This is a genomic window from Bradyrhizobium sp. OAE829, assembly GCF_040546575.1.
GTDB lineage: Bacteria > Pseudomonadota > Alphaproteobacteria > Rhizobiales > Xanthobacteraceae > Bradyrhizobium.
Map to the genome: position 1 here is coordinate 4,931,207 of NZ_JBEPOE010000001.1, position 18,579 is coordinate 4,949,785.

19 protein-coding genes are annotated in these 18,579 nt (G+C 63.1%); 9 read left to right on the forward strand and 10 right to left on the reverse strand.

Annotated features, from left to right (window positions below; translation table 11 throughout):
• Positions 1-109: 109 nt before the first annotated feature.
• Positions 110-1,951: a di-heme-cytochrome C peroxidase gene (locus tag ABIE49_RS23760; RefSeq protein WP_354066946.1), complete on the reverse strand. Its 1,842-nt coding sequence runs from the start codon at positions 1,949-1,951 to the stop codon at positions 110-112.
• 258 nt (positions 1,952-2,209) lie between these two features.
• On the opposite strand from ABIE49_RS23760, the gene ABIE49_RS23765 reads away from it, so the two are divergent.
• Both ABIE49_RS23765 and ABIE49_RS23770 read left to right on the forward strand, forming a co-directional pair.
• The gene (locus ABIE49_RS23765) at positions 2,210-2,896 is read left to right on the forward strand and encodes an alpha/beta hydrolase family protein (protein WP_192739294.1); all 687 of its coding nucleotides are present in this window, start codon (positions 2,210-2,212) and stop codon (positions 2,894-2,896) included.
• A 36-nt stretch (positions 2,897-2,932) separates the two neighbouring features.
• Positions 2,933-3,661 carry an aspartate/glutamate racemase family protein gene (locus ABIE49_RS23770; protein ID WP_192739293.1) on the forward strand — a complete coding sequence of 243 codons (729 nt, stop codon included), beginning with the start codon at positions 2,933-2,935 and terminating at the stop codon, positions 3,659-3,661.
• 9 nt (positions 3,662-3,670) lie between these two features.
• On the opposite strand, the gene ABIE49_RS23775 is transcribed toward ABIE49_RS23770, so the two are convergent.
• Together ABIE49_RS23775 and ABIE49_RS23780 are read right to left on the reverse strand one after the other, a co-directional pair.
• Positions 3,671-4,453: an SDR family oxidoreductase gene (locus ABIE49_RS23775; protein WP_192739292.1), complete on the reverse strand. Its 783-nt coding sequence runs from the start codon at positions 4,451-4,453 to the stop codon at positions 3,671-3,673.
• A gap of 47 nt (positions 4,454-4,500) precedes the next feature.
• Positions 4,501-5,475: a 2-dehydropantoate 2-reductase gene (locus tag ABIE49_RS23780; protein ID WP_192739291.1), complete on the reverse strand. Its 975-nt coding sequence runs from the start codon at positions 5,473-5,475 to the stop codon at positions 4,501-4,503.
• A 171-nt stretch (positions 5,476-5,646) separates the two neighbouring features.
• Here ABIE49_RS23780 and ABIE49_RS23785 point away from each other — a divergent pair, with 171 nt between their 5' ends.
• A complete protein-coding gene (locus ABIE49_RS23785; protein ID WP_192739290.1) occupies positions 5,647-6,444 on the forward strand; it encodes an enoyl-CoA hydratase-related protein in 798 nt (265 codons plus the stop codon).
• Here the strand turns inward: ABIE49_RS23785 and ABIE49_RS23790 are convergent, their stop codons facing one another.
• Positions 6,445-6,810 (reverse strand): hypothetical protein, encoded by a 366-nt coding sequence (locus tag ABIE49_RS23790; protein ID WP_249135251.1) that lies wholly within the window; start codon positions 6,808-6,810, stop codon positions 6,445-6,447.
• 35 nt (positions 6,811-6,845) lie between these two features.
• Here ABIE49_RS23790 and ABIE49_RS23795 point away from each other — a divergent pair, with 35 nt between their 5' ends.
• The 4 genes from ABIE49_RS23795 (at position 6,846) to ABIE49_RS23810 (ending at position 10,968) form a co-directional block, all read left to right on the forward strand.
• Positions 6,846-8,210: an FAD-dependent oxidoreductase gene (locus ABIE49_RS23795; protein ID WP_192739289.1), complete on the forward strand. Its 1,365-nt coding sequence runs from the start codon at positions 6,846-6,848 to the stop codon at positions 8,208-8,210.
• A gap of 22 nt (positions 8,211-8,232) precedes the next feature.
• On the forward strand, positions 8,233-9,237 hold the full coding sequence (locus tag ABIE49_RS23800; RefSeq protein ID WP_192739288.1) for an ABC transporter substrate-binding protein: 1,005 nt from the start codon (positions 8,233-8,235) through the stop codon (positions 9,235-9,237).
• 131 nt (positions 9,238-9,368) lie between these two features.
• Positions 9,369-10,142: an ABC transporter ATP-binding protein gene (locus ABIE49_RS23805; protein ID WP_192739287.1), complete on the forward strand. Its 774-nt coding sequence runs from the start codon at positions 9,369-9,371 to the stop codon at positions 10,140-10,142.
• Positions 10,135-10,968, forward strand: coding sequence for an ABC transporter permease (locus tag ABIE49_RS23810; protein WP_192739286.1), 834 nt, complete (start codon positions 10,135-10,137; stop codon positions 10,966-10,968). Before ABIE49_RS23805 ends, ABIE49_RS23810 begins: the two co-directional genes overlap by 8 nt.
• Before the next feature lie 121 nt (positions 10,969-11,089).
• Here ABIE49_RS23810 and gtdA read toward each other — a convergent pair whose 3' ends face one another.
• A complete protein-coding gene (gene gtdA, locus ABIE49_RS23815; RefSeq protein ID WP_192739285.1) occupies positions 11,090-12,130 on the reverse strand; it encodes a gentisate 1,2-dioxygenase in 1,041 nt (346 codons plus the stop codon).
• A 109-nt stretch (positions 12,131-12,239) separates the two neighbouring features.
• On the opposite strand from gtdA, the gene maiA reads away from it, so the two are divergent.
• Both maiA and ABIE49_RS23825 read left to right on the forward strand, forming a co-directional pair.
• Entirely contained in the window at positions 12,240-12,872 is a 633-nt protein-coding gene (gene maiA, locus ABIE49_RS23820) for a maleylacetoacetate isomerase (RefSeq protein WP_192739284.1), read from the forward strand.
• Positions 12,862-13,371 (forward strand): MarR family winged helix-turn-helix transcriptional regulator, encoded by a 510-nt coding sequence (locus ABIE49_RS23825; protein ID WP_192739283.1) that lies wholly within the window; start codon positions 12,862-12,864, stop codon positions 13,369-13,371. Before maiA ends, ABIE49_RS23825 begins: the two co-directional genes overlap by 11 nt.
• A gap of 101 nt (positions 13,372-13,472) precedes the next feature.
• On the opposite strand, the gene ABIE49_RS23830 is transcribed toward ABIE49_RS23825, so the two are convergent.
• From ABIE49_RS23830 to ABIE49_RS40095, 5 genes are all read right to left on the reverse strand, one after another.
• A complete protein-coding gene (locus tag ABIE49_RS23830) occupies positions 13,473-15,077 on the reverse strand; it encodes a benzoate-CoA ligase family protein (protein ID WP_192739282.1) in 1,605 nt (534 codons plus the stop codon).
• Positions 15,074-16,213, reverse strand: coding sequence for an FAD-dependent monooxygenase (locus tag ABIE49_RS23835; protein ID WP_192739281.1), 1,140 nt, complete (start codon positions 16,211-16,213; stop codon positions 15,074-15,076). The genes ABIE49_RS23830 and ABIE49_RS23835 overlap by 4 nt, the downstream gene beginning before the upstream one ends.
• 126 nt (positions 16,214-16,339) lie before the next feature.
• On the reverse strand, positions 16,340-17,656 hold the full coding sequence (locus ABIE49_RS23840; RefSeq protein ID WP_192739280.1) for a TAXI family TRAP transporter solute-binding subunit: 1,317 nt from the start codon (positions 17,654-17,656) through the stop codon (positions 16,340-16,342).
• Positions 17,657-17,826: 170 nt separating this feature from the next.
• Complete coding sequence (locus tag ABIE49_RS23845; protein ID WP_192739279.1) at positions 17,827-18,042, reverse strand: hypothetical protein; 216 nt, start codon at positions 18,040-18,042, stop codon at positions 17,827-17,829.
• A 78-nt stretch (positions 18,043-18,120) separates the two neighbouring features.
• Complete coding sequence (locus ABIE49_RS40095) at positions 18,121-18,465, reverse strand: cysteine rich repeat-containing protein (protein ID WP_502915922.1); 345 nt, start codon at positions 18,463-18,465, stop codon at positions 18,121-18,123.
• Between the last annotated feature and the right edge of the window lie 114 nt (positions 18,466-18,579).

Below are 18,579 nucleotides of genomic sequence, written 5' to 3' on the forward strand. Positions count from 1 at the left end.
CGTCAATCGCGCCATCGCATGGGCGGGTTGCGCCCGGTCGCGGCCCGTTCGTTTCCGCAAGCGTGTTGCAGCGCGGCCGGAGTCGGTTCGGCCTGCGCGGCATCATGTCTCAGAGCGTCTTGAGGTACTCGATGATCGCCTTGCGCTCGTCGGGAGCCAGTTTCTTGCCGATCACGCCCTTGGTCTTCGGCGGCTTGTCAGCGAATTCGTGGCCGGTGTTCCAGTTTCCGCGGATCGAGGTGTCGAATTCGAAGCCGTTGGTGAGCTTGTCGTGTTTGTAGCCGAGATTCACCGGATCGTACTCGCGGTTGCCGAGATAGAATTTCTTCGGCCTTTCCTCGACCGGGGACAGCAGCGCGTAGACGTTTGGAACCGAGCCGTTGTGAAGATAGGGCGGGGTCGCCCAAACCCCGTTGAGCGGGCGGACCTTGTACTCAAGCTTGCCCTGGATTTCGTTGGGCATGTTGCCGTTCATGGCGTTGCGCTGTTTGTCGTCCAGTTTTCGCTGGTCGTAAATGACGTTGACGGTCTTTGCGACCAGGAGCCTGAGCGCGTCAGCGAAATCGCTCTTGTCGATACCCAGATGCGGGGGGATCGCGACGGTTCGGCTCATCATGTCCGCGGCCTGGGCGGGATCGGTGCCGATATGCTCAATCGGGATGTTTTCGATCTTGAGGACCGGTTGGCCGACCTCGTTCCTGGTCCACCAATCCTTGTTGTTGAAATCGAAGAACGCTTTGGTCGAGACCGGCGGTCGGTGGCATTCCTGACAATGCACCTTGTAGAGTTCGCCGCCCTGGGTGGCGAGCTTTTCGTCGATCGCCGGCAGGATGTCGCTCGGCCAGCGCGGTGACTTCAGGCCCGAGAAGCCTTTTTCCAGGCTCGGCGGATCGCCGGCGATCATTTGCTCCATTTCGTTGAGCCGGTCGATGTCGACGCTCGATTTGAACAGGCCCTTCGACGGGTCGAGCAGATTGAGTTCGGCCGATACGCCCAGCGCTTCGCCGGCATTGCGCACCATCGGCTGCATGATGGAGCCGTTATACTGCACCCAATCGAACCACGGTGTGTTCCAGATCCGCGGGTAATGCACCGGCGCCGAGGAGCCCGCGTAATTTTCCGGCTTCTTCAGGTCGATTGAAAACACCTGATTGCCGATCCGGTTCAGCGCGTCCAGCCGGCCATAGCCTTCGAGGACGCTCTGGGAAGCGACAGCCTCCTCGAGATTCTTGACGGCCTTCAATTGCGTGAGGACCTGGTCGATCTGGTATTTCAGGATCTCGCGATCCGCGACCGCCGAGTCCGGCCCCAGGATCCGTTCGGCGAACCGATCGAAGCGCGTGGGTATCAGTCGCGTAAAGAGCAGCGCCACGCCCATTCCCTGCTTCAGCTTGAACAGGTCGGTCAGCGCCGGCGCGCCGTCGACGATGACAGCGGTGTCCTTGTAGGTGAACCGTCCGGTGTGGCAGGCCGCGCAGGTCAGGCCGACGCCGGTCATGTCCTGCTTGCTGCGTGGATTGCGCCAGGGCGCGCCCGACGGGTCGAGCATCGGACCGCCCTGCGCAATGCCGATCGGAAGCGCCTTCTTGCCAGGGATGATGGTGTCCGGAATGAAGCCGTAGCGATCGAGATAGGCCGGGTCGCTCAACGGGCCAGCTTCGGTGAAGACAAGCCACGGAATCGTCGGCTGCTCCAGCGCCATGAACCATTCATAGGGCATGCCGAAGGTCCGCGTTCCCTGGTCGGCGTGGTAGAACCAGCTGAGTTTTTCCTTGCTGATGCCCTGGTCGAGCCAGACGGTCTTCTTCGGCTGCGGGTACTCCGCGATCCTGACGTGAAGGTTTTCCCAGAGTTTTGCGATGTCATCCTTGAAGGCGACGTAGCCGGCGGCGGCGATCAAGGCTGCGATAACAATTTTTGTCCTGCCCCGCATGATCAGCCCTTTGTTCAATTGCGCCGCCTGAGCGCGAAATATGCGTATCTCATTAAAAAATCGCCAAACACGTACTCAGCCTTGGCGTGCGATCAAATATTTCGCCATCTTATAGTAGCGTAAGTTGGCTGTCCATAAAGCCGATTTCGTGCGTTGTGCCGTTTTGCTGCAGCGGAAGGTGCCGTTTCGAATCCGCCGGGTGGGTTCGCCGAACGCGTTTGCACGCGCCGCCCCTGAATGTAGAATCAAGCGATAGCATATCCCGGGATCGCCGATTTGAAAGCCGCCACCGCGCAACCGCTCAAAATCGAAATCGCCTCTGCGGACCCGGTGTCCGCATTGCTGATCCATCCGCCGCAGGCGCGCGCGTGTTACGTGTTCGCGCATGGGGCAGGCGCCGGCATGGCGCATGCCTCGATGGAAGTGATTGCCGCAGGTCTTGCCGACCGCGACATCGCGACGCTGCGCTATCAGTTTCCCTACATGGAAAAGGGCAGCAAGCGGCCGGATGCGCCTGTTGTGGCGCACGCCGCCGTGCGGGCTGCGGTGGCGCAAGCGGCGCGACGCTGCGCCGGGCTGCCGCTGATCGCGGGCGGCAAGTCGTTCGGCGGGCGCATGACCTCGCAGGCGCAGGCGATCGATGCCTTGCCGGGCGTTCGCGGGCTCGCCTTCTTCGCCTTTCCGCTGCACCCGGCGGGGAAGCCGTCCAGCGACCGCGCCAAGCATCTTGCCGCGGTCGAAGTACCCATGCTGTTCCTGCAGGGGACGCGCGACGCGCTGGCGGAATTGAGCCTGCTTGAACCCGTCGTCAAAGGGCTGGGCAAACGGGCGACGCTGCACCTGGTAAAGGAAGCGGACCACTCTTTTCACGTGCTGGCGCGCTCGGGGCGCAACGACCGCGAGGTGATGACCGAGGTGCTGGATGCGTTCGCGGCGTGGGCCGGTAAGATCGGCGCAGGATAGCGTTGGCGAAGCGCGCAGCGGATGCTAATCAGGCCTATGGCCAAGATCCTCATCGTCAATCCGAACACCACCGCGTCCATGACGAAAACCATCGGCGAGGCTGCGCGCGCGGTCGCGGCATCAGGCACCGAGATCGTCGACGTGACGTCGGCGATGGGGCCAGTTTCGATCGAGGGATTTTATGACGAAGCCTTCGCCGTTCCCGGCCTGATTCAGGCGCTGTTGAACGCAAGGGATGCCGACGCCGGCATCATCGCCTGCTTCGATGACACCGGCCTCGACGCCGCGCGATCGGTCGCGCCGTTTCCGGTGGTTGGGATCTGCGAGGCCGCCTTGGTGACCGCGGGGCAACTGGCAAAACGCATCGGAGTAGTGACCACGCTGCCGCGTTCGATCGTGCCTCTTGAAGAACTGGTGCGCCGCTACGGCTTTGCGGAACGGGCGCATGTCACCGCCTGCAATGTCGCGGTGCTCGATCTCGAGAAGCCGGGCTCCGGCGCGGAAGAGAAACTCGACGCCGAGATTGCGCGGGCGCTGGAAAAGGGCGCGGAAGCCATCGTACTCGGTTGCGCCGGGATGGCCGATCTCGCATCAAAACTTTCGCAAAAATTCGGTGTCCCCGTTGTCGACGGCGTCGCGGCCGCGGTGAAGCAGGCCGAGGCACTGGTCGGCCTGAAGCTCACCACATCGCGGCGCGGTTCCTACGCGCTGCCGGGCGCAAAGGACTATAGCGGCCTGCTGGCGCCGTTTGCGCCCGGGAAATAGATTGAGCATTCAGCCAGACTGCGGCGCTCCGTAAATCTTGTCGCGCAGCCGCCGCATGCCGGCCAGCCAGCGTTCGCGGCTGGACGCCTTGCGCAGCATGTATTCGGCGACCTGCGGGTGCGACAGAATTAAAAACCGTTCGGCTTCCATCGCCTCGATCACCATGCGGGCGACTTCGGGCGCCTGCAGCACGCCGTCGACCCGCGCGGCGCTCGGGCCGGGTGTCGTCATGCCGGTTTGTACCGATTGCGGGCAAAGCACCGACACGCGGATGCCGCGGTCGCCATATTGAATGGCGAGATGTTCGGCGAGCGCCACCGCGGCATGCTTGGTGACGCCGTAGGGCATCGAATTCAGCGACGCCAACAAGCCGGCGGCGGATGCGGTGTTGAGCAGATAGCCCGAGCCGCGCGCGAGCATGCTAGGTACCAGCACGCGTGCCGCGAACACGTGGCTCATGACATGGACCCGCCAGCTGACGTCCCAGTCCGCGTCGGACGCACTTTCCTGTCCCTTGCGCGACAGGCCGGCATTGGAAAAGAACACGTCGACCGGGCCATATTTGTCCTCGGCCGCCGCGATCAGCGCCTTGACGTCTTCTTCAAGGCCGACGTCGGCGGTGACAGCCAATCCGTCGATGTCACCGGCGACTTTCGCCAGCCGGTCGCGCGAGGTTTTCAGGTCGGCGACGACAACGCCGCGCGCGCCGGCCTCGGCATAAGCACGCGCGACCGCTTCGCCAATGCCGCTTGCGGCGCCGGTAACGACACAGACCTTGCCTTTGATGTTCATGTTGAAGCTTCCCTCTAGCTGACTTCAGTACGTTCCGCGCGCGGTGTTCAGCCCTGGTAAAGCCCCTTGTCGCGCGCCTGGCGAATTGCGAGTCCCGCCATCAAATCGAGCATCGGTGTCGAAAGCCCTGCCGCCCGCGCGAATGCGGCGGGCGCGCGGACCAGCACGTCGATCTCCATGGCGCGGCCGAGCTCAAAATCCTGAAGGATCGATGGCTTGTGAGCGGGCGCGGGGCCGGAGCGGGTGACGCGCTTGACGTCGGGGTAACAGCTCTGGGCGATGCTGTTGGCTTCATCCAGCAAGCGCGGGATCACCTCGGCGAGCGCCGGCTCGTCCCGGACGCCGCGGGCGGTCTGGCCGGTGAGCAGGCACAGCACCGACATCGACATGTTGGTCAAAAGCTTGGACCAGATCGCTTCCCTGATCTCGGTGACATCGGGCGATTCGATGGAAGATTCATTGAGCGCTGTGCGAAGCCGCGCGATCCGCTCGCTGTGGCGGTCGTCGCATTCGCCGATCAGGAGCCGGTTCCGATCAGGCGAGAGATTCGCGACCACACCAGGCGCGATGATCTCATTGGATGAATAGATCACGCCCCCGATAATCCGTTCCTTGGGTATCGCGGTACGCAACTGGCTGTTCGCGTCGAGGAAGCCAAGATCGGGCGTCGGCGGATGTTTTGCAGGAAGCCCGACATCGTACCACCAGGGGATCCCGTTCTGGGCCAAGACCACGGCGGTATTATCGCGCAACAGCGGTTGCAGACCGGCGGCGAGCGCGCTTACGCCCGTTGCCTTCAGCGTGCTGATCACGACATCCTGCGGGCCGAGATCAGCGGGGTTGTCGGAGGCGCTCACTTTGGCTTTGAACTCGGCTTCCCCGGCGCGCAGCGTCAGGCCGTTGGCCCTCACGGCTTCGAGGTGCGGGCCGCGCATCACGCAGGAAACGTCGTGTCCGGCGAGCGCCAGCCGCACCGCGAAATGGCTGCCGACGGCGCCCGCACCGAAAACGCATATCCGCATCGAGTTGATGTCCTGCTGAGGGGAACCGTGAGGCACCAGTTTCCACAAGCTTGCACCGCAGCGCAACCGCCGATGCCGTTTGCATCGCAGGCATCACGGAAAGGGATAGATCAATTGCCGGTGTGTCGGCATATTGCCTGATGAAACTGCTGCAACCAAAAAGGGCCGTCAATGTCTGCCAATCCGGTTTTGTGGGATCTCGATCAACGCGGCGTCGCGACGGTCACGCTGAATCGCCCGGAAGTGAACAACGCCTACGATGCCGGGCTCATCAACGGCGTGCTCGCGGCGATGGATGAACTCGGCAAGAAGCCTCACCTGCGCGTCGTGGTGCTGAAGGGCAACGGCAAGCATTTCCAGGCCGGCGCTGACCTGAAATGGATCAATGGCGTGCGGCCGAAATCGCCTGAAGAGAACGAGGTGGTGTCGCGCGCCACATTCGAGGCGGTGCAGCGGCTCAATACGCTGCCGATCCCGACGGTGGCGCTGGTGCAAGGTGGCTGCTTCGGCGGCGGCACCGGCGTGATTTCGGCGTGCGACGTGGTGATTGCCGCCGATAACGCGCTGTTCTCGATCACGGAAGTCCGCTGGGGGTTGACGGCCGCGATCATCATTCCGCAGCTCTGCGATTCCATCGGTGTCCGTCAGGTGCGCCGCTACGCGCTGACCGGCGAGCGCTTCGGCGCCGAGGACGCGCGCCGCATTGGACTGGTGCATGAGGTGGTGCCGCTGGCGGAGCTTGAAGCGTCGGGTGCCAAGGTCGTGGAGCAATTGCTGGCCAATGGTCCCGAGGCGCTGGCCGAAACCAAGGCGTTGGCGCTGGAGAGTTCATTCGGCGGTATGAGCGTCGACGACGAGGCCTATGCGCGGCTGGTCAAATTGCATTCGGACCGGCGGCGGACATCGGAGGCTTCGGAAGGATTAGCCTCGTTTGCAGAAAAGCGCGCGGCGAATTGGGGTAGCAAATAGTCAGCAGCCGCGGCAGATGCTGCGCAGTGTGGCTCTAAGCGCTGCATCGTCTGCACTCATTTGTTCCGGCGACGATGACGTCATCGCGGCGTCGCGAGCAACGGCTTGCTTGCGTTTTTCGGCTAGCGCAGCCTCCTGGCGTTGATAGCAGGCTTCGCGCTCGGTCTTGACCGGAACGAAGCGGCAATTCTGTTCCACTTCCGCCTGCACGGTGGAGATGACGAACAGGAGGCCAAGCACAAGGGGCGCGAGTAATCTCAAAACGGTCAATCCTTTCGTCGCCACCTTCTCAATTTTGTACCGTCGGAGCAATATCTTCCGTCTTGATTTCAACCGTTCGACACATAGCCAAAATGCCCTCGCCAAGGCATGATGCCTTGGCCTCATCCGGGAACCCTGAATTGCCTTCCAAAACCATCACCGAGCCTGCACGCCAAATTCCGCTCTATGGCGAATATGATGTCGCCGTGCTGGGCGGCGGGCCTGCCGGCATCGCAGCCGCTGTTGCCGCCGCACGTGCCGGGCGGCGGACGCTGCTGATCGAACGCTATGGCTTCCTCGGCGGCATGGGCACGGCCGCCGGCGTCACCAATTTCTGCGGGCTGCATGCCAATGTCCATGGCGAGATGCATCGGGTGGTGCAGGGAATTGCCACCGAACTGCTTGGTCGGATCGACCGGCTCGGCGGGCTCAACGCGCCGCATCTGATCCTGGGCAAGATTTTCGCGCAGGCCTATGACACCGCGGCCTACAAGATCGCGGCCGACGATCTCCTGGCCGCGCACAAGGTCGACATTCTCTTTCACGCGCTCGGCGCCGGCGTGGTGATGCATGACGAGAGGCGCATCGACGCGCTCATGGTCGAGACCAAGGCGGGCCGGCAGGCGGTGCGCGCCGGCATCTACATCGATTGCTCCGGCGACGGCGATCTCGCGGCCTGGGCCGGCGCGCCGTTCGAGGTCGGCGATAACGCCGGCAGCATGCTCTACCCCTCGATGATGTTCCGCCTCAACGGCATCGATCCCGAAAGAGCCGGCGACGCCTGGCGGACCATTCCGGCGCTGATGGAAAAGGCCGAGGCCGCAGGCACGCACAAGTTTCCGCGCAAGGCCGCGATCGTGCGGCCGCAGCGCCACGCCGTCGAATGGCGGGTGAATTTCACCCAGCTCGCGCGCGAGGACGGCACGGCGGTGAACGGCCTCGAGCCTGACGATATGACCCGCGGCGAAATCGAGGGCCGCCGCCAGGCGGTGCAGGCGTTCGAGTTCCTGCGCACCGTGCCCGGCTTCGAACAATCCTACATCGTCGATCTGCCGCCGCAGCTCGGCATCCGCGAGACCCGCCGCGTCGTCGGCGGCTACATGCTGTCCGGCGAGGACGTGCTGGGCTGCGCCTCGTTCGAGGATTCCATCGGCGTCAATGGCTGGCCGATGGAATCCCATGTCGCGGGCGATGTGGTCTTCAAGTTCCCGCCGATCCCGGAATCCCGCGGCTACAACGAGCTGCCGTATCGGATGCTGGTGCCCGAGGGTATCGACAATCTGCTGATGGCCGGGCGCTGTGCCTCGATGACCCATGACGGCCAGTCGGCAGCGCGGGTTTCCGGCGCCTGCTTTGCGATGGGCGAGGCGGTTGGGATCGCCGCCGACCTGGCGCTGTCAGGCAACACGATTCCACGCGACATTGCCGTTGCAAAGTTGCAACAAGCATTGCAACAACAGGGCGCTTTTATTGGCCGCGGCCAGAACGTGCCCGAAGGGTTGTAAGAGAAGTTACGGAGGAAACGGAATGACGGGATTTGCACGGCTCGCTATGGCCGCCCTGCTGGCGATCGCAGCAGGCGGCATCGCGCGGGCCGATGATGCGCTGAAGGCCAGGATCGGCGTGCTCAGGCTGTCCTCGTCGGCGCCGGTGTTCATCGCGCAGGACAAGGGCTATTTCCGCGAGGCCGGCCTCGACATCGAACTGAAATTCTTCGACGCGGCGCAGCCGATCGCGGTGGCGACCACCTCGGGCGACGTCGATTTCGGTGTCACCGCGTTCACGGCCGGGCTTTATAATCTGGCGGGCAAGGGCACGCTGAAGGTGATCGGCGGCATGAGCCGTGAGAAGGCCGGCTATCCCCTGATCGGCTATTTCGCCAGCAACAACGCCTATGCCGCCGGGCTGAAGGCGCCGAAGGATCTCGCCGGAAAGCGCATTGCGGTGACGCAGGTTGGCTCCAGCTTCCATTATTCGCTGGGACTGCTCGCCGACAAATATGGCTTCAAGCTTGCGGACGTAAAGGTGCTGCCGTTGCAGTCGCTGTCGAACGCCGCCGCCGCGCTGAAGGGCGAGACCGTCGATGCGGCATTGCTGCCGGTGTCGACCGCGCGCACGCTGATCGATTCCGATGGCGCCAAACTGCTCGGCTGGGTCGGCGACGAGACGCCGTGGCAACTCGGTGCGGTGTTCGCTTCCCCGAAAGCGCTGACCAACAAGGCGCTGGTGACGAAATTGCTGGGCGCGCTGGTCCGCGCCGACCGCGAGTATCATGACGTGATCCTGGCCTCCGTGAAGGACGGCAAGGCCGCAATCAACGACAAGACCAAACCGCTGCTGGAGATCATTGCCAAATACACCATCCTGCCGGTCGAGCAGGTGGTCGGCAATTGCGCCTATATCGATCCCGACGGCAAACTCGACGTCAAGAACGTCGCCAACCAGATCAGCTGGTTGCAGGAACAAGGTTTCGTCGACAAGGGATTCGGCGTGGATGCGATCATCGCCAAGGAATATGTGAAGGCGGATTGACGGGCACCTTCGTCATGGCGGGGCTTGTCCCGGCCATCCACGTCTTCCTTGCAGTTGTACCGATAAGACGTGGATGCCCGGGACAAGCCCGGCCATGACGGCGAAAACCAACTTCGGGATATAAGGACCAAATGGACCTGATCGCCGACCATATCAGCCACCGCTTCGGTACGCTGGACGTGCTCGACAACGTCTCGTTCACGGTGCGCGCGGGCGAGGTGGTTGCGATCGTCGGGCCATCCGGCTGCGGCAAGAGCACGCTGCTGTCGATATTGGGGGGATTGCTGCGGCCGAGCGAGGGCCAGGCCGAGCTGCGCGGCGCGCCGCCGGTGGGCAGCCTCAACCCGCTGACCTTCGTATTCCAGGATTTTGCGCTGCTGCCCTGGTGTACGGTGGAAGCCAATGTGGAATTTCCGCTGGTGCACACGGCGCTCGGGATAAGCGAGCGCCGCGCCGTGATCGACGATGCGCTGCGCCGCACAGGGCTCACCGATTTTCGCGGCGCCTACCCGAAGCAATTGTCCGGCGGCATGCGCCAGCGTGTCGGCATTGCGCGGGCGCTCGCGGTGCGACCCGCGATCCTTTTGATGGACGAGCCGCTGTCGGCGCTGGATTCGCAGACCCGCGAACTGCTGATGGAGGATTTTATCCGCCTGCTCGCCGATGGTTCGATGGGCGCGGCTTACGTGACGCATAATCTCGAAGAAGCGGTGCGGCTCGCCGACCGCATCGTGGTGCTGTCGCGTCGTCCCGGCCGCGTCCGCGAGGTCGTGACCATCCCGATGACGCGCGATGAGCGCGGCGACATCAATGCCCGCGGAAAACTGCTCGCGATCCAAAACGATCTGTGGTCGCTGATCCGTGAGGAGGCGATCGACGCCGAGCGTGAGGTCCAGCATGCTTGACCGCGCGCCGCAGGGAACGCAGGACGAGGCCAAGGACAAGGCAGGGTCGCGGCCGGTGACGTTTCGCGGCGCGGGCTTTACGCCGAGTGCCGGCCGCTATTCCGGTTGGATCGCGCTCGCGCTGGTGATCGCGTTCTGGCAACTCGCGGGCAGCGCCGGCTGGGTCAATGCGCTGTTCCTGCCGCCGCCCTCGGCGATCGCGGTTGCGATCTACAAGCTCGCGCTATCAGGCGCGCTCTGGCAGCATCTGTCCTGGTCGGTGATGCGGATCGGATCGGGCTGGATCCTTGGCACGGCTGCCGGCGTCATCGTCGGTTTCGGGATCGGGCTGTCGACGCTGGCGCGCGGCGTCGGCATCACCTTCATCTCGGCGCTGTTTCCGATTCCGAAGATCGCATTGCTGCCGCTGCTGATCCTGTGGCTCGGGATCGGCGAGGAGCCGAAGATCGCAACCATCGCGCTCGGCGTGTTCTTCTCCACCGCGATCTCGGTCTATAGCGGCGTCGACGCGGTGCCGCGCAATTTGATCCGGATGGCGCAGAGTTTCAATGTGCCGTTCCATTTGATCGTGCGCCGCGTGATCTGGCCGGGCGCGCTGCCCTCGATCCTCGCGGGTTTTCGTATCACGGCGTCGGTGGCGCTGCTGCTGGTGGTGAGCGCGGAAATGATCGGCGCCCAGTACGGCATCGGCGCCTTCGTGCTGCAGGCCGGCAATCTGATGCAGACCGATCAGTTATTGGCCGGCGTCGTGATCCTGTCGGTGTTCGGGCTGGTGGTCGGGAAGGGGATTAACTTGCTGGAAGCGCGGCTGCTGCACTGGCGGTGAGTGGTCGCGCGTGGGAAAACGTAGGGTGGGCAAAGCGAAGCGTGCCCACCATTGTGCGCACGGTGCCTGACGGTAGGCACGTCGCTAACGCTCCTTTGCACACCCTACAATTTCATCACCCTCACGCATTTCCGCGGTCTTCGCGGAACAGGTCGAGCTTCTGCTGCACCGGACGGTCGGAGAAGCTGAACAGCACCGAGTCTACATCGGCCTCGTGGGTGACCCACTGCCAGCTCGGCACCACGAACAGATCGCGCGCGCCCCACTCAAACGCCTGCTCGCCGACCCGCGTGCGGCCCTTGCCCTCGATCGCCGCGAACACGGTCGCGTCGGTGGAGCGATAGCGCGCCGTCTTAAAACCCTTCGGCAGCATCTGGATGAAGGTGCCGATGGTCGGCATCGCGAATTCGCCGGTTTCGGGGTTGGAGAATTTCAGCTTCAGCCCGTGGCAGGCGTCCCACTCGTTGCGGATCTTGGCCTGTTCCAGCGCCTCGCGGGTGTAGCTGTAGGGATAGTTGAAGATCGGTGATGTCTTCGACTTTCGCTTCTCGTCGACGGGGAGGAGGTTGCGTCCGTAACGGGCAAAGCTGTCGCCGGAAGGTCGCGTGATCTTCTGCTGGTCCTCGTTCGAGCCCTCGGCAAAGGACGCATCGAAGAACTGCACCATCGGGATGTCTAGTCCGTCGAGCCAGAACATCGGCTCGGAGGTTTCGTTGGAATGATCATGCCAGGTCATTGACGGCGTGATGACGAAATCGCCGGGCTCCATCAGCGTCTTCTCGCCGTCGACCGCGGTTGCCGCTCCCTTGCCTTCGAGCACGAAACGCAGCGCCGACTGGCTGTGGCAGTGCGCCGGGGCGACGTCGCCGGGGACCACCATCTGCACGCCGGCAAACAGCGAGGTCGTGATTTTCGACTGGCCGCGCAGGCCCGGATTTTCCAGCACCAGCACCCGCCGCTCGGCTTCCTTGGCGGTGATCAGCTTGCCGGCCTCGGTCATGTAGTCGCGGATCTGGTCGAACTTCCACAGATGCGGCCGGCAGGCGCTGCGCGGCTCCGGTGTGATCAGATCGCCCATCACGTTCCAGAGTGCGGAGAGGTTCTCGCCGTCGATCTTCTTGTAGAACGCCTCGCGTTCCGGGGTCTTCTGCACGGCTTCCATGGCTAGCCTCCCGTTGTTCTTGTCCGTCCATTTATTGACAGCATACTTACAATATGGGTAGCGTCAATGACGGCGTAGACCGCAACGACAGATTTACGGGGAGGTACCGATGAAGCTGCACGGCTATTTCCGCAGTGCCGCGGCCTACCGGGTCAGGATCGCCCTGAATCTGAAGGGGCTGCGACCCGAACATTTGCCGCATCACCTTCGCAAGGGCGAACAATGCGCGCCGGCCTATCTCGCCATCAACCCGCAGGGGCTCGTGCCCGCACTGGAGGACGACGCCGGCGCCGTACTCACGCAATCGCTGGCGATCATTGAATGGCTGGATGAAACCTATCCCGAACCGGCGCTGTTGCCCGGCGATGCGCTGGGTCGCGCAAAAGTTCGTGCCTTCGCCATGGCGCTGGCCTGTGACACCCACCCGGTGCAGAACCTGAAAGTATTGAACCGGCTGCGGCAACTCGGTTTACCCGAGGAAAAGGTGACGGAGTGGGCGGCCTGGGTCAACCGCGAGGGACTGACGGCTTGCGAGGCGCTGGCCACCGGCGAAAAGGGGCCGTTCTGTTTCGGCGCAACGCCGACGATCGCCGATCTCTGCCTCGTGCCGCAACTCGGCAACGCGCGGCGCTTCGGGGTGGATGTCTCGATCTTCCCGCGCCTGCTCAAGGCTGAAGCCGCGGCAAAGGAAATCAAGGCGTTCGCCGACGCCGCACCGGACAAGCAGCCCGATGCCGAGTAAGCCCACGCCCATTACCATGGACGCCGTCTACGCGGCGCCTGGCTATCTGTTCCGGCGCATGCAGCAGATCGCGGTCGCGATCTTTGTCGAGGAATGCAAGGCCTTCGACCTGACGCCGGTGCAGTATGCCGCGCTGGTTTCGATCCACACCCATCCCGGCATCGACGCGACGCGGCTCTCGGCGGTGATCGCATTCGACCGCTCGACGCTCGGCAACGTGATCGAGCGGCTGGAATCCAAAGCCCTGGTCGAGCGCAAGGCCGGGCGGGAAGACAAGAGGGTCAAACTGCTTTATCTGACCAAGGCGGGCGCGGCCACGCTGCGCGAGATCATGCCATCGGTCGAGCGCGCGCAGGCGCGGATGCTGCAGCCGCTGAAGCCCGCGGACCGCAAGGTGTTGCTGGCGCTGATGACGCAACTCGTCGATCTCAACAACGAGGCCTCGCGGGTGCCGCTGCGCGCCGAAGACGCGCTCGAGCATTTGGGGAAGTCGGGTTGAGCATCATCCATCGTCGTCCCGGACAAGCGAAGCGCGATCTCAGATGTGCAATTGCACATCTGAGCTCAAGGCCGGGACGACACCATTGGTGTGGCAACGCGCTACATCCTCAACAAAGCCTGCCGGTCGATCTTTCCCGTACCGGTCTTCGGCAGTTCCTCAATGAACCGCACCTCGCGCGGATATTTGTAAGGCAGCAGTTTTGCCTTGACGAAATCCTGCAGCTTCTTGGTCGCGTTGTCGGCGTCGAAGCCGCCTTTGTTCATCACCACCACCGCCTTCAGCGTCATGCGACGGTCCGGCAGTTCGGCGGCGAAGACGGCGCATTCCCTGACCTCGGGGTGCTCGGCAAGGCACAGCTCGACTTCGAGCGGATAGACCCATTGGCCGGAAATCTTGATCAGGTCGTCGGCGCGGCCGCGGAAAAAATGAAAACCGTCAGCATCGCGGACAAAGCGGTCGCCGGTGTAGATCCACCCCTCTTCGCGAATGGTTTCGGCTGATTTGTCCGGCCGGTTCCAGTACAGCGGCGTGTTGGAATCGCCGCGCACCCACATGATCCCTTCCTCGTCGTCGCCGACGTCGCGGCCGTCCTTGTCCCGAAGCGCGATTTCATAACCGGGGACACGCAGCCCGGCCGCACCGAGCTTCTTGTGATCGGGCCGGTTGGAAAGATAGATGTGCAGTGCCTCGGTCGAACCCAGGCCCTCGATGATCTCGAGGCCGGTCAGCGTCTTCCAGCCGTTGAACACTTCACCCGACAGCACCTCGGCGGCGGACAGCGCCATCCGCAACGATGAAAAGTCCGCGGCCGCTGCGCCGTCGGCCTTGGTCAGCGAGGTGTAGAGCGTCGGCAATCCAAAAAACACGCTCGGGCGGTAGCGCCCGATCGCCTCGAAGATCGCGGCGGGCTTCGGCTGGCCGGGCAGCAACAGCGTGGCGGCGCCGACCGAGAACGGGAAGGTGATGGAATTGCCGAAGCCATAGGCGAAGAAAATCTTGGGTACCGAAAAGCAGACGTCGTCGGGCCCGAGCTTGAGCACGTTGCGCGCAAACGCAGCTTCGCTGTAGGCCATGTCGTGCTGCAGATGCACGATGCCCTTGGGGCGTCCGGTCGAGCCCGACGAGTACATCCAGAACGCCATCTCGTTGCGGTGCGTATCAGCCTCCGCGAGTTCGGTGGGGAAGGCCTTAAGCCAGGTATCGGCGGCAAGCGTCTTCGGCACGGCGTGTTCGCCGGCGGTGCCGTTGACCACGACCAGCGTGTGCAGCGGCGTGTCCTTGCAGGCAACAGCGTCGAATCGGGAGGTGAACTCGGCATCGGTGACCGCGACGGCGGCGCCGGCGTCCGAGAGATAAAACTGCAGCAGGTCCGGCGGCGTCAGGGTGTTAATCAGCAGCGGCACGAAGCCGGAGCGTACCGCGCCGAAGAATGCGGCCGGGTAAGCCGGCGTGTCGTCGAGGAACATCAGGATGCGGTCGCCGCGCTTCAGCCCCAGCGACTGGAAGCCGTGGCCCCATTGCGAGGCCTCGCGGCACAGCTCGGCATAGCTGCGCGTGCCGGCTGGCCCGGTCAGTGCGAGGCGTTCGCCGCGGCCGTGCACGAGATTGTCGAACAGGATGCGGCTGGCGTTGTAGCGCTCGGGAATCGTAAATCCGATCTCGCGCGCACCGGGATTGTCGAGGGGTACCTGATCGTCGATCATGCACGGCTCCCGCTGTTCTTTGCTGCCTCAAAGCGCGCCATGAAGGCCGGCGACATCGCGCGCAGGCGCGAATCGTCGATCCGCCCAGAGCGGGTGATGTAGCTGTAGGCAAAATCCATCAGATCGAGCTTCATATGTTCGGGAAAATGTTCGTACCAGTCGGCGCTGGTGCGCGCCGCCGTCACCAGCTTTTTCACGATTGGCTTGCGTTCGCTCTGGTAACGGGCAAGGCCCGCGGGAATGTCCGCTTCCGCCTCCAGCGCCTTGGTCAGCGCGATGGCGTCCTCGATCGCGAGCCTTGTTCCCGAGCCGATCGAGAAGTGCGCCGAGTGCAGGGCATCGCCGATCAGCACCATGTTGCCGTGCGACCAGTTCTCGTTCCAGATCCAGGGGAAATTCCGCCACACCGATTTGTTCGACACCAGCGAATGGCCGTCGAGCGTATCGGCAAATACTTCTTCACAGATCGCCTGCGATTGTTCGATGGTCTTGTGCTCGAAACCGTAGGCCTGCCAGGTCGCTGCGTCGCATTCGACCAGGAAGGTGCTCATGGCAGGCGCATAGCGGTAGTGATGCGCGTTGAACGACCCGAGGTCGGTTTTGACGAAGGTCTGCGACAGCGTGGCGAATCGTTTGCTGGTGCCGTACCATGCGAATTTGTTGGTCGAATGCGAGACCGAGGCGCCGAACTCCTTTTCGAAGCCGCGGCGCACCAGCGAGTTCAATCCGTCGGCGGCGACGATCAGGTCATAACCTTTGAGTTCATCCAGCGACTGGATGATGGTATCGTAGCGCGGCGTGATGCCGGCGGCGCGCACGCGCTGCTGCAAAATGGTCAACAATTCGAGCCGGCCGATCGAGGAAAAGCCGACGCCGTCGATCTCCACGCTCTCGCCCCGCAAATTGAGCGTGATGTTCTTCCAGCTTTCCATCCGCGGCGCGATCGCATCGACCGTCTCGGGGTCGTCGGCGCGCAAGAATTCCAGCGCCTGTTCGGAGAACACGACGCCGAAACCCCAGGTCGCGCCTTCGGGGTTCTGCTCGAACAGGTCGATCTCTGCGTCCGGATGACGCCGCTTCCAGAGATAGGCGAAGTAGAGACCGCCGGGGCCTCCGCCGATGACGGCGATGCGCACGGTACCCTCCCTAATTGACAGTATACTTACTAGTTGGAGCCACCCTAAACCGGACCGGGGAATGGCGCTACCAAAAATTTTGCCGGAATTGGTCCGGGTCAACCCTGTCCGTGGGGCCGCCCGGAACTAGTTCTGCTTCGCCGGCCCCTCCGCCAGCATTTGCCGGCGGCGATAGATCGAATCTTCCAGCCGATGCGCCATTGAAACCAGCGTCGAGATATCCTGCGCGTTCTCGCTTCTGATCGCGCTCGCCATCTCGGCATCCAGTGCCTGGTCGACCTGGTTTTCGATCTCGGTCAGTTCGGCCTCGCTCTTCACTTCCCTGATCCGCCGCGGCAAGGCGAACAGGCTGCGCAACGTCGTTTCGGCCGGTTCCTGCCGGCCGCCCAGAAACCGCCACGCGGTTGCGAAGATCGAGGCCAGTGCGCCCAGCACCATCGGCGTCAGGTAAATCCAGTTGCCGTATTTGTCCATGAAGCTTTGCTGGGTCCCGTTATAGTAGGCAGCGGCCCCCGGATGGACCGGGATGTAGGCGCCGGGGTCGGTATCGGGTGCCGTCAGCCCGGCCAGCAGCGGCTGGTCGCGCACAAGATCGTTGCGGGCAGTGACCAGCGCCTGGGTCAGCGTCGTGATCGTGTCCGGGTCGAGTTTCTTGTTGGCCACCAGATACGTCGCGACGCGGAGCGTGGTCAGGTCGGCGTCCGGCACCGGCGGGCTGCCGCGCAGCGTGCCTTGCGGAATATCGAAGCTCTCATAGGCGCCTTCGACATCGGCGATGGCGCCGGCCGATTCAACCGGAATCAGGGTGGGGAAGGAATTATGCCCGCCCCGGAAGAAGCGCCTCACCAGCGAAAGGTACTTTTCGCTGAGCGGGACGACCAGCACGAACGCGCTCGCCTCTTTCGACTGGATCGCGCGCGGCGTATCCGCCGGCGCCATGTTCCTGAAGATCACCTTGTCGCCGAGGTCATATTCCTTTTTCAGGGCCTCGACGATCTTCTGGTTGATCTCGCCACCGACCACGCCGACCGTGTGGCTCTTCATCTTCTCGATGCTGGTCACCTGCGATCCCGGCAGGGCCAGGATCATCAGGACCGATTTGGTGACCAGCGCCACGCTCCGCGCCAGCGAGAGATCGCCGACATCGGCGCGCACGATGGCAAGGTCGGTTTTCCCCTCGGCAAAGATTTTTGCGGAATCGAGCACGTCCTCGGTCGGAACGATCTTCAAACGGACCGCGGACTTGGTGGCTTCCAGCCGGGCGGCGATGACCGACGCGACCTTGGCCGCTTCGCCGTCGAACGACCCCACCGCGACGCTCAGCACCGTCGGTCTGTCGTAGAAGCGATAGGCGATGAGGCCGGCACCGAGGACGATGCCGGCAACGCCCGCCAGCAGGAGTACCCGGGCCCAGACTGGCAATGCGATTGAAAAACTACTCATTCCGGGTTCACGGCCTTCGAACGCTTCGAAGCCGCCGATGCTGGCACATCAATTGCGATCCGGCAAAAGCAAAACAGGAATTGCCAAAAGTCGGCCGCTGCGCCGCCAATGACGGCAGGCAGCGGCCGGCAGGTGCAGATGTCCTTAGTTTTGAGCCGGATCAGCTTCGATCAAGTGCAGCGGCGAACCTTGACGCCGTTCACGATCACGGTGCGGCACACGACCGCCGGCTTCGGCTTTTTGACGACGACCGCGCCTCGAGGTCCCGCGCAGCCGGCGCGAACGACGCCGTCGGCGCAGACAGCCGCGTTGGCATCGGTCGACTCGAAGGTCATGGCGGTGCCAATGGCGAGCAGGGCGGCGGCAATGAGCAGAAATGAACGCATGTTTCTCTCCCGGACTTATCTTGGTTGGTGCTCAGGTTTCTTCTGGAAGGTGCTGCGGATACGTCTCAGACCGCGCGTCTACTTCTTCTCCGCCGCCTGCAACACTTTCTTGCAAGCAGGTGTCAGCTTGTCGCTCTCCTTGGCGAGACAGGCGATGATCCGCCCGCCGCCCGGCGTGACGCTTTTGCAATATTTCTCGTAATCGCCCATGCAAGCGTCGCGCTGCGCGGCAGTCATCTCCTGCGCGAACGCTTGCGATGCACACAACAGGGTGGCTGCAGTCAGGATGGCACGTAGCATTTGTTTTTCCTCCTCGTGTTGGTTGATGATTGTTGTTCTCAAAAACGTCAGGCAGGCCGCCCGCTTGCTTCTCGATCTCGCCGTATTGAAGCGCCCTCTTTGTTGCGAGATCAGGAGAACCAATGGCGGAGATCAGAGCCGGATGGCTTTCATTCTGTGCCGATCATGTCGAGCCGGCTTCCAAGGAAATATTTCCGCACGTCGAAAATTGATCATCGGGACGTTGATCGTATCGGC